We start from the raw sequence: 10808 nt of genomic DNA on the forward strand, positions 1-10808 counted from the left end.
CCTCCAGCACGAGGCGGACCGCCCTCTCCCGCACCTCCGGCGAGTAGCTCGCTGCTGTCTTGCCCTTCGTCGTCATGGCTCCATCCTCTCAAGGCCTGGGGCCTCCGACAAACCCGGGGCGGTTCACTTCCAGCACATGCTGGCGGACTGAGGCTATGTCGGAGCATGCGGAGCCGGCCTTTGGCACGAGGTCAGGAGAAGCAGCGCCTCCTGCTATCCTCCACAGCGATCGCAGTGCGCCGCAGCATTTTATTTCAATTTAGTATTGAAATAGTGCTCTGCACTTCCCATCTATGCTGTGGTGAAGCCGGGAGCCGTTCGTTCCGCCCCGCCTTTCGGGCGCCTGTCGCCCCCCACATCCCCATCCCTTCCTCATCCTGGCGGACCGATGCGCGCGCCTCCTGGCCGCGCGCCGGTCCTGGACCGCGCATCCGGCACTGAGCCGGCCGCCTCTGCGAACCTCCTGCCCTGCCAGCGGTGGCAGCCCGATGAGCGGGATGGGCCGCCCGGCGCTGCCCCTCGCCCGGGGCCCTGCACCGGCCCCGCCGCGTGCGCGCGGCGGATCCTCTTCCTTCTTCCCCTTCGGCTTCTCTTCCCTTCTCCCGGCTTCACCATGCCTTGTCTCCTCCGCCTTCGCGGATCCCGGTGATCACCGATGGGAGGGAGGGGCACCACACCATCGCGCCCTCTCTTCTCCCCCCCTCGTCCCGTGTCCCCGGCCGGTCTCGGTAGCTCCCAAGCCGACCGTCGCGGCCCTTGAGCAAGGCCGAAACCACCCTCCAGGACACCACGATGCTCTTCAGCACCGACGTTCCCGACGACGAGGCCCGGCGCCAGCGGGCCCGGCTCTTCCGGCACTTCGCCGCACAACTCCTGCCGGCGACCGCGGTGATGGAAGCCGGCGATGCCAGCCTTCCGGCGGCGGAGTTCGAGCGCCTGCACCGGCGCCTCGATGTCCTCGAGTGCCATATGGCCGACCTGATGTTCCTCCAGCTGTCCGCGCAGGACCTCCTGCTTGGCAGGCGGCGGGACTTCTCGGTTCGCAGCCGCGAGCTCATCGCCGCGGCCCTGCACCGGACGCCCTACCGGGGCCGCTGCCCCTGCTGCGACCGCGAGCCCGTCCTCGACGCGGCGGGCCTGCCGCTGGAGGGGACCGAGTTCGACCACGCCTTCCACCGTAGGCTGAACCGGCCCGAGCATGGCTGGCTGGTCTGCCGGTCCTGCCACCGCGAGATGACCCATGGCGGCTACCTCGCGCGCTTCGGGTGCCTGGCCGAGTTTCGCGCCTTCCAGGGCGCGGTGCTCACCGAGCAGGAGCGATCCCGGGCCCGCCCCGCAGACGCCTCGTCCTGACGCTGGCACTCGCCAGCGAAGTCAAAGCCCCCGGTCATCATGGCTGGGGGCTTTTTTCGTTTCTGGGCTTTCGCTCACGCTGAAAGTGACTGATCCGCCATTCAATTGCGGGCGATGTTGGTGAGCATGGCATTGGACGGCAGGAAGTACATCTACAGCACTTGGTCGGTGTAGACACCGTACTCGTAGCGACGGGAGAGCAACGGACATTCCATCTGAGTCTTTTATCATAGGCATAGGCAAGTAAGGCTGGCCGGCGTGTTTGAGGCCGGTCCGTTCAGTCGAGCAGGTCCGGCTCCTCGCGCACCACGCGATCCCAGAGTGGCAAGAAACTGAGCCAAGCCGATACCTCAGCGCGTGCGCGAGAAGCAGTGCTTCGCGTAGGCGCTTCAGGAACGATCGGCTGCCCCGCCGCCTGGGCGAGCAACTGGCCTCGTGCTGCATCGTCGAAAGCGATGAAGCGCCAAGCCGCCGCCTCCACCGTATCACCCGTGGTCCAGTGGCCATGGTTCTGCCAGATCAGAATGTTCCGTTCGCCCAGAGCCGCCACAACCTGTTGCGCCACGATGCGTCGTGCCGCTTGTGCCTCCATCCCCTCGGGACGGCGCGGTTCGAAAACCACCTGGTCGTCATGCAGGGACGCAGCATCCGCAGTGATCGGCGGTAGGACGCGGCCGAAGGCGGACCAGATCTTCGCATGGAAGGCATGGGCATGGGCGATCCCGATTACCGCGGGCCGCGCAGCTTGAATCTGGTCATGATAGGGCACGCCGGTGATGTTCACCATGCCCACGCCCTCGACCACTCGGCCATCCGGTGCCACTAGGAGAAGGTCGGAAGCCCGGATATGGGCGAAGGACATACCGAGCGGGTTGACCCAGAAATGGTCGGTCAGGATCGGATCCCGCGCCGTGAAATGGCCCGCGAGGCCGACCTCGTAGCCCAGGCGCGAGAACAGGCGGAAGGCCGCGGCGAGCCTCTGACGTCGGTGCCTGCGTTCCGCCGCCGGCGGAAGGAACGCGGGAAGCGCGTAGAGCGGCTGTTCGCCCTGGCGTGGGATGCCCTCGATCGTGGGGCGCGGGAGGGCTGCGGGCCTGGTGGCATTCATGAGGCAGGGTTCCTGTTCAATCCGTGGTCATGCGGGCGATGGAATGGCGGTTCGGTGGGCGCCGGAAGCCGAGATGCTCGCGCAGCGTTCGGCCCTCATACTCGACACGGAACAGACCACGGCGCTGCAGCTCCGGCACGACCAGATGCACGAAGTCCTCGACGGATTCCGGGAAGGATGGAAACATGATGTTGAACCCATCCGCTGCATCGGCCTCGAACCACCGCTGGAAATCATCCGCGACGGTTTCGGGCGTGCCGATCAGAACACGATGACCTCCAGCACTGAGGCGGCGTGCGAGCTGCCGCAAGGTAATCTGCTTCTCCCGGCGGATGAGGTCCACCACCAGTTTCTGACGGCTGCGATGCGTGTTGGTCTCCGGGATTTCGTCGGGCAGCCAAGCCGGTCCGTCCAGAGGCTGATCGGAAAGATCCACGCCCAAGCTAGCGAAATGCGAGATAGACTTCAGTTTTGGCCGCGGGTCAGCGATATCGTGCAGCCGGTCGTACTTCGCCTCGGCTTCCACCATGCTGGAGGCCACCGTCACGGCCACACCAGGCATGATGCGGAAACTGTCCCGACTTCTTCCGTATCGAGCGGCGCGCGATGTGATGTCGCGCACGAACTCCTGCCCTTCCTCGATGGTTTGGGCCGCGGTAAAGATCAGCTCTCCCGTGCGCGCCGCCAGGGCGCGGCCCGCATCAGAGGCACCAGCCTGTGCCACTACCGGATAGCCTTGCGGCGGCCGGGAGGCATTCAGGGGCCCACGCACCGCGAAATGCGGGCCACGGTGGTTCAATAAATGCATCCTAGAGACATCCAACCAGCGTCCGCTTTCCTTATCGCGAATGGCCGCATCGTCCTCCCAGCTGTCCCAGAGCCCGGTCATGATCTCAATGAACTCTTCCGCGCGCGTGTAGCGTTCGGCATGCAACATGTGGTCGTCGCGATTGAAGTTCTCGCCCCCACCCAGGGAGGTGACCATGTTCCACCCAGCTCGTCCCTGGCTCACTTCGTCCAGTGAGGCCAGGCGACGCGCGAGGTTGAACGGCTCGTTGTAGCTGGTGTTGGCCGTGGCGGTCAGGCCGATCCGCTCCGTCACCACCGCAAGGGCGGGAAGCAGGGTCAGCGGGTCCCAGCGCTGGGCCTGGGCGTTGCGCTCCAACAGATCGGGCTGAAGCTCCCGGACACCCACCCCGTCATTCATAAAGAGGGTATCGAACTTGCCGGCTTCCAGCAGCCGGGCGATGTGGCAATAGGCAGCGAAGCTGCTGGCGCCAGCGGTGTCGAATCCGGGCTGGCGCCAGGCGCTGCCGCCCGCCAGAGCCCCCGGGACGAAGGCCCCGAGCTTCATCCTCTCAGGTCTTGCCATATCTCTTCAGTCTCCGTCAGCGTCGCAGATGACAGGCCACGGAATGTCCGTCCCCGCAGGTCGCCAGTTGCGGAACCTCCGTCGCGCATCGCGCCACCGCGATGGGGCAACGCGTGTGAAAATGGCATCCGGCGGGCGGGCGGAGTGGATTGGGCACGTCGCCCTTCAGCGGGATACGCCGTCGCTTCGCCTTCGGATCGGGAGCGGGGAAAGAGGAGAGGAGAGCCTCGGTATAGGGATGCCGGGGCGTGTCATACAGGGCCCGGGCCGGCGCCACCTCAACCACCCGTCCGAGATACATCACGGCGACACGGTGGCTGATATGCTCGACGACCGAGAGATCATGCGCAATGAACAGATAGGCCAGACCCATCCTGTCCTGCAGTTCCTCCAGCAGATTGATCACCTGAGCCTGAACCGAAACATCGAGCGCCGAGACCGGCTCGTCGCAGATGATGAGCCGGGGCTCCACGGCGATGGCGCGGGCGATGCCGACGCGCTGCCGCTGGCCGCCGGAGAATTCGTGCGGGAACCGGTGCATGTGTTCCGGCCGCAGGCCGACGGTCTCCAGCAGCGCCGCGACCCGCTCCTCGCGGTCCCGTCCAGGGCGGCCGATGCCGTGGATGGCCAGGGCCTCGCCCACGATGGCGCGCACCGTGTGCCGTGGGTTCAGCGAGGCGAAGGGGTCCTGGAAGATGATCTGCATCTCCCGACGCATTTCCCGCAACTTACTGGGCGGCAGCAGCGTCACCTCCCGCCCGCCGAAACGGACCGATCCCTCGCTGGGCTCGATCAGCCGCATGATGCAGCGCCCCGTGGTGGACTTGCCGCAACCGGACTCCCCTACCAATCCAAGCGTCTCGCCCAGGGCGATCTCCAGGCTCACGTCATCCACGGCATGGACACGCTCCACCTCCCGGGACAGCAGCCCGCCACGGATCGGATAGTGCTTCCGAAGGCCATGCACAGCCAGGAGCGGAACAGGATGGTTCATGACTGGCGCGACGCCTCCGTGCGGATGCAGGCCGCTGCATGACCCGGCCCGATAGGCACCATGGGAGGCTGCTCAAGACGGCACGCAGCAACGACCAGTGGGCACCGGTCGGCGAAGCGGCAACCGGGTGGCGGGTCAAGCAGACTGGGCACCGTGCCCTTGATCTGCGGCAGCCGAATGCGTGTTCCCGCCTGGACGTCCACGCGCGGGATGGAACGGATCAGGCCCTGCGTGTAGGGATGCCGCGGATCGTCGAACAATTCCTCAACGGGTGCCTCTTCCACCACCTGTCCCGCATACATCACCACCACGCGTTGCGCATTCTCCGCGACCACGCCCATGGCATGGGTGATCAGCATGATCGCCATGCCGAAGCGTTCCTTCATCTCGGAAAGGAGATCGAGGATCTGGGCCTGGATCGTCACGTCGAGCGCCGTGGTCGGCTCATCGGCGATCAGCAGCCTGGGCCGGCAGGTCAGGGCCATGGCGATCATCACCCGCTGCCGCATTCCGCCCGAGAACTGGTGCGGGTAGTCGTGCACGCGCCGCTCGGCATTCGGGATCTGGACCAGGCGCAGCATCTCCACGGCGCCGTCCAGGGCATCCTTGCGGGAGAGGCGGCGATGCACCCGGAGCACTTCCCCAATCTGTGTGCCGACCGGCTGAACCGGGTTCAGGGAGGTCATGGGCTCCTGGAAGACCATGCCGATCTCTTGTGCCCGGACCGTGTCCATTTCCGCGGTACGCATCGGTATGAGATCACGGCCCCGCCACAGGATCTGACCGGACTGGAAGCGGCCCGGCGGCATATCTATGAGCTTGAGGATGCTACGTGCCGTGACGCTCTTCCCGCAGCCAGATTCTCCGACCACCGCCAAGGTCTCGCCGGCCGCGACCGACAGGCTCACGCCATCGACCGCCCGGACCATCCCGCCATCCGTGCGGAACCACGTCCGCAGGTCACGGACATCGAGCAGGGTCTCGCTCATCCCGATCACACCACCCTCCGGGCGTCCAATGCATCGCGGAGCCCGTCGCCTATGAAGTTGATGCAGAGCACTGTGAGGAAGATCGCGAGTCCAGGGAAAAGGGCGAAGTGTGGGGCGATCTCCAGATAGTCCTTGGAGTCGAACAGAATTCGCCCCCAGGTCGGAATGTCGGGCGGGAAGCCCAGGCCGAGGAAGGACAGAGTGGACTCCGCGATGATGGCGGCAGCAACCTCGATTGTGCCGGCCACGATCACCGGCCCCAGCGCGTTCGGCAGGATGTGCCGTATCACCAGGCGGGAGCGCGACGCACCGAGGGCTCTGGCGGCATCGACGAACTCCTTCTCGCGCAGGGAGAAGAACTGGGCACGAACCAGTCTTGCGACCGGCATCCAGCGGAGACCACCAATCACCGCCACCACGAGGACGAAGATCCCGCCTTCCGTGCCAAGCGCCGCGCTGAGCGAATCCCGAAAGAGGTACATGATGAGCAGCAACAGCGGCAGTTCCGGCAGGGAGAGAAAGAGGTCGCAGAGCCACATCAGTAGGGAGTCGGCGGTGCCGGTGGACATGCCGGCCAGCGTTCCCACCAGCAACCCCATCACGACGGCCACCACCATGGCCGCCATCCCGACGGCGAGCGAGATGCGTCCGCCATACAGCATGCGGGCCAGCAGGTCCTGCCCCAGATCATCCGTTCCGAAAGGATGTTCGAGTGTGGGTGGAGAGAGCTTCGCGCTGAAGTCGATGTCGTCGATCGGGACGTTCCAGAGCAATGGGCCCAGCAGGATCGCGACCACCATGACCAGGATCACCCCGAGGCTTGCGACCGCCAGCCTATGACGGCGGAAGCGCCGCCAAGCTTCTCCCGCCGGCGAGATACCGCGGGGGCCACGCCCAGCAGCGCGTGCAGCATCAGCGGAGGGTGATTCGAGGATCGAGGAGCCCATACAGGAGATCCGCCAGGATGTTGCAGAGGATGACGAGGGTCGCGAAGACGATGGTCACGCCCATCACCACGGGGGTGTCGTTGGCCAGCACCGAGGCGATGAGCAGCGAGCCGATCCCGGGAATGCGGAAGATCTGCTCCGTGACAATGGCGCCGCCGAAGACGGCCGGCAGTTGCAATGCCACCAAGGTGGTCACGGGGATCAGCGCGTTGCGCAACACATGGCGGAGCACGACGCGCCGCGCGCCGATGCCCTTGGCCCGTGCTGTCGTCACGTAGTCGAGCTTGTTCACGTCGAGAACGGAGGCGCGGACATAGCGGACCAGGGAGGCGCCCTGGAAAAGCCCCAGGACGGCGACCGGCATGAGGGACTGCCGGATCTGGGCCCACCACCAGTCCAGGCCGCTGGCGGCGATGTCGGCCTGGAAGACGAAGGGGAGCCAGCCGAGCTTCACGCTGAAGAACAGGATCAGCAGCAGCCCGGTGAAGAATGTCGGCAGCGAGAAGCCGATGAAGGCGACGGTGTTCGCTAGCTGGTCGAAGACGGAATAGGGACGCATCGCCGCCAGCGTGCCCACGGGAACGGCCACCAGGATGGCAAGAAGCTGTGCCGCGCCGATCACCGCCAGGGTGACAGGCACACGCTGGAGGATCAGATGGCCGACATCGATGCGGCTGACGAAGGAATAACCCCAGTTCCCCTTCAGCAGGGCCGTCAGCCAGTGGAGGTAGCGCAGCCAGATGGGATCATCCAGACCGAGACTGGCGCGCAGGGCGGCCTGTACCTCGGGCGGGACATTGGGATTGGTGGTCAGTTCCCCGAACGGATCGCCCGGCGCCAGGGCCAGGACCGTGAAGAGCACGATGCTGATGCCGAGCAGGCTTGGTACGGCGATCAGCAGACGGCGCAGAACATAGGATCCAGACAATCCCTCGATTCCCCGCTAACTCTCCATGTACCAATTCTGGAAATTCCAGAGATAGCTGTCATAGCCGCTCGGCTCCGCGACGAGCTGCTTGCTCGCCGCCGCCACGGACGGCCGGCTGATCAGTGGAATGACGACATGGTCATTGATCACCATGTCGTTCATCTCGATGAAGATGGCAGCGCGCTTCACAGGGTCCAGCTCCGCCTCCTGCTGCGCATAAAGCTCGTCATAGCGGGGGTTGCGCCAGCGGACGACGTTGCGCCCTTGCCACTTGTTCTCCTTCTGCGAAATTTCGGTGGACAGGAAGTTGCGTGCGAAGCGACCGGGATCGGGGAGGCCCGGTCCACTCGTGTACATCTGCAGGTCGGTGTAGAAATGCGGATAGGTGTCGGGATTGGCTACGTCGGATGAGAAGAAGACCGACGAGGTCACCGATTTCAGATCCATGTCGATGCCGGCTTTGCGGCATGCCTGCTTGACGATCTGCTGGGTTTGCTGTCGCGGACCGTTGGTGGAGGTCTGGAAGACGAATTTGAGGGCCTTGCCATCCTTGCTGCGGATGCCTCCCGCGCCGGGCTTCCAGCCGGCCTTTTCCAGAAGATCGATGGCTTTCTGGATGTTGAACTCGTAGCGGGTATTGGGGGAGCTGAAGCGTTTCGGACTGGTGAAGTAGTTGACCGCCAGCACGCCGCCCCGGCCGTAGATGTGCTTCTGGATCGATTCCCGATCCACGAGCAGTGTCAGGGCCTCCCGCACGGCCGGGTCCGAGAGGATCGGGTGCTTGGTCTTGATGCTCGAACGCTCGCCATCCACCTCTGTCCAGGGATCGGTCTGATTGAGCTGGATGCGTTCGAGGCTGCCGCCGGGTGCCGTCCTGACGACGCCCTTCCCGCCCGCCTCCAGCTTCTGCAGGACCTGATCCTCCACCTGCAGGTTCCAGGCAAAGTGGTATTCACCGGTCTGCAGGACGGCGCGTGCTGCGGAGGCCGCGTCGCCGCCGCCCTTCATCTCGACGACATCGAAATAGGGCCGGTTGGGAAGATGATAATGCGGGTTGAGGACGCCCTTGACCAAGTCACCCGGCCGGAATTCCTCGAAAAGATAGGGGCCTGTGCCGATAGGCTTCAGGTTCGCGGGGGCCTCGCGGGACTTGGTACCGGTATAAGGCCCGAACACATGCTTTGGGATGAGCATTCCCATGACGGAGACGAAGGCCTCCGCCCAGAACGGCGTCGGTTTGGGAAAATTGACGCGGATGGCGTGGTCGTCGATCTTCTCGACGGTGATGTTGTTGTAGCTGCCGGCCGTTGTGGCCGCCGTCGCCGGGTCGCGCGCGTATTCCCAGTTGAAGACGACGTCGTCCGCCGTGAAGGGCTGGCCATCGTGCCACTTCACGTCCTGCTTCAGCGTCCAGGTGACGGATTTCCCGTCCTCGGACAGGCCGCCATTCTCCCGGCTCGGTAGCGTCGCGGCGAGGATCGGCTGCAGCTCGCCGTTCTGATCCCAGGCCGCGAGCGGTTCGTAGAAGAGGCGAGCGCCGTCCTGATCCTTGGTGCCGACGGCGAAATGCGGGTTGAGCAGGGTCGGGGCCTGCCACCAGAGTAGCTTGAGCGTTCCGCCGCCACCGGCCTTGGTAGGCTTGTAGGCGTCGGCCGGCGTCTGTGCCTGCGCCACGCCGCCCAGGGCCAGGAGTTGCGTCGCCATCGGCGCTGTCAGGCCCGCCGTGACCAGGCGCCGGACAAAGCTTCGGCGGCTCAACGCACCATGCCTGACCTGCTCCAGCATCTGCTCGAGTTTGGATCGCATCGCTGCCAGCCTACGTCCTGTTGTCGGGGTCTTCAGGAAGGCATTAGCAAAAATCGGGCCAGATTAGACTCAGTTCGGCAGGGAGCCGTGCTTGATGTACCGAAAAGAGGGCTGGAGCAATGTCGGATCTAGGGCCTCCCGCAGATCAGGAGACACTTTCGTGCTTTAGGTGAGTGGGAAGGCTCTCCATGTGGCGGTTGGCTCTTCCCTCCCTGCCTGTTTTTACGGATCAATTCGGCATAGAGCGAGGCGGCGCGGCACTGTCCGGCGTGGTTGTAACCTTCCGCCACGGCCGGGGTGTTGCCCACCACCGCCGCCCCGAAGCACGGCGGCTCGCCCAGCCGAAGTGCGGCGGTGGTGACCACGCTGTGCCGGATGCGGTGCGGCCCGAAGCCGATCCCGAAGCGCTTCAACGACAGCCGTCGGATCCGTGTCGCGTTGCCCTGCGCGCTGAGCGGCGTGCCCAGCCTGCCGATCCACAGCGCCTCCTGCCGCTGCCCCGCCAGCAGCGCCGGGCGGATCACCTCCAGGTAGTGCCGCATCCAGGGCGTGAACTCCGACGGCAACCCGAAGCGGCCCCTTCGCTTCGTCTTGGTCTGCGCCGGGGTGAACTCCACTTGGCCGCCAGCCGCGTCGCGCCAGCTCAGCTCTCCCGGCAGTGCTCCCAGCGCTATCTTCGCCTTGAACCCCGCTAAATACCACGTCCGCTCCCCCCGCCGATCTTGACCGACGACCCGTGACGGCGGCAGCGTCGCATGAGCAGGGCTTGGGAGAGCCCATGGTGCCTTAGGCAGCCCCCTTCGATGGCATCAGCGAGGCTGGCTCTGTTGGTGAAGGAGGTGGATGGCGGAAGTCAGGATGCTGCATATCACGCGCGAAATGATCCGGCGGGCAGTGTCGCGCAATGCCTTCCAGGCGGGCGCTGCGTATTGCGACGAAGGCGCCGTGACCGCGCTCTCCCTGTCGCGTGATGGCCGGGCCCTTCATGCCACCGTGCAGGGCAGTGCGCGCAGGCCCTACAAGCAGACGATCCGTCTCCACGAAACGCGCGACGGAACCGCGTCGATCAGCGGAACCTGCACCTGTCCGGTGGGCTTCAACTGCAAGCATGTGGCGGCGGCGCTCTTCGCATGGCACGAGGAGGAAGAGGAAGGGAACAGCGCCGGTATCGCCCCGAGCGACCATGCAAGCGCGCCCCGGGGCATGTTTCCGGTCGCCGCGCCTCCTGCCGCCACCGCCTCCCTGGACCCGCTGTCGCACCAGGATCCGGCGGCCTCCCCGGCCGGGACGATCCCTCCCCAGGTCACGGCC

General features: G+C 65.4%; 10 protein-coding genes. 2 read left to right on the forward strand and 8 right to left on the reverse strand.

Annotation, left to right across the window (positions count from 1 at the left end; translation table 11 throughout):
- Nucleotides 1-756 precede the first annotated feature (756 nt).
- Nucleotides 757-1353: a hypothetical protein gene (locus tag ROTAS13_RS26295; protein ID WP_139323345.1), complete on the forward strand. Its 597-nt coding sequence runs from the start codon at nt 757-759 to the stop codon at nt 1351-1353.
- Nucleotides 1354-1630: 277 nt separating this feature from the next.
- Here the strand turns inward: ROTAS13_RS26295 and ROTAS13_RS12650 are convergent, their stop codons facing one another.
- The 8 genes from ROTAS13_RS12650 to ROTAS13_RS12685 all read right to left on the reverse strand — a co-directional run bounded on the left by ROTAS13_RS12650 (nt 1631) and on the right by ROTAS13_RS12685 (nt 10114).
- Nucleotides 1631-2461: a class II aldolase/adducin family protein gene (locus ROTAS13_RS12650; protein ID WP_083755513.1), complete on the reverse strand. Its 831-nt coding sequence runs from the start codon at nt 2459-2461 to the stop codon at nt 1631-1633.
- A 16-nt stretch (nt 2462-2477) separates the two neighbouring features.
- Nucleotides 2478-3815: an LLM class flavin-dependent oxidoreductase gene (locus tag ROTAS13_RS12655; protein WP_075822521.1), complete on the reverse strand. Its 1338-nt coding sequence runs from the start codon at nt 3813-3815 to the stop codon at nt 2478-2480.
- A 34-nt stretch (nt 3816-3849) separates the two neighbouring features.
- Nucleotides 3850-4827 carry an ABC transporter ATP-binding protein gene (locus ROTAS13_RS12660; protein ID WP_075822522.1) on the reverse strand — a complete coding sequence of 326 codons (978 nt, stop codon included), beginning with the start codon at nt 4825-4827 and terminating at the stop codon, nt 3850-3852.
- Nucleotides 4824-5816, reverse strand: coding sequence for an ABC transporter ATP-binding protein (locus ROTAS13_RS12665; RefSeq protein ID WP_075822528.1), 993 nt, complete (start codon nt 5814-5816; stop codon nt 4824-4826). The genes ROTAS13_RS12660 and ROTAS13_RS12665 overlap by 4 nt, the downstream gene beginning before the upstream one ends.
- Nucleotides 5817-5821: 5 nt before the next feature.
- Complete coding sequence (locus ROTAS13_RS12670) at nt 5822-6751, reverse strand: ABC transporter permease (RefSeq protein ID WP_371329189.1); 930 nt, start codon at nt 6749-6751, stop codon at nt 5822-5824.
- Entirely contained in the window at nt 6729-7691 is a 963-nt protein-coding gene (locus ROTAS13_RS12675) for an ABC transporter permease (protein ID WP_075822524.1), read from the reverse strand. The genes ROTAS13_RS12670 and ROTAS13_RS12675 overlap by 23 nt, the downstream gene beginning before the upstream one ends.
- 15 nt (nt 7692-7706) lie before the next feature.
- Nucleotides 7707-9497 (reverse strand): peptide ABC transporter substrate-binding protein, encoded by a 1791-nt coding sequence (locus ROTAS13_RS12680; RefSeq protein WP_075822525.1) that lies wholly within the window; start codon nt 9495-9497, stop codon nt 7707-7709.
- Between the two features lie 128 nt (nt 9498-9625).
- Nucleotides 9626-10114 carry a hypothetical protein gene (locus tag ROTAS13_RS12685; RefSeq protein WP_075822526.1) on the reverse strand — a complete coding sequence of 163 codons (489 nt, stop codon included), beginning with the start codon at nt 10112-10114 and terminating at the stop codon, nt 9626-9628.
- Nucleotides 10115-10355: 241 nt separating this feature from the next.
- On the opposite strand from ROTAS13_RS12685, the gene ROTAS13_RS12690 reads away from it, so the two are divergent.
- A partial coding sequence (locus tag ROTAS13_RS12690; protein WP_171979095.1) for an SWIM zinc finger domain-containing protein occupies nt 10356-10808 on the forward strand: 453 nt, incomplete at its 3' end.

It is taken from the genome of Roseomonas sp. TAS13 (assembly GCF_001950415.1).
Lineage (GTDB): Bacteria > Pseudomonadota > Alphaproteobacteria > Acetobacterales > Acetobacteraceae > Roseomonas > Roseomonas mucosa.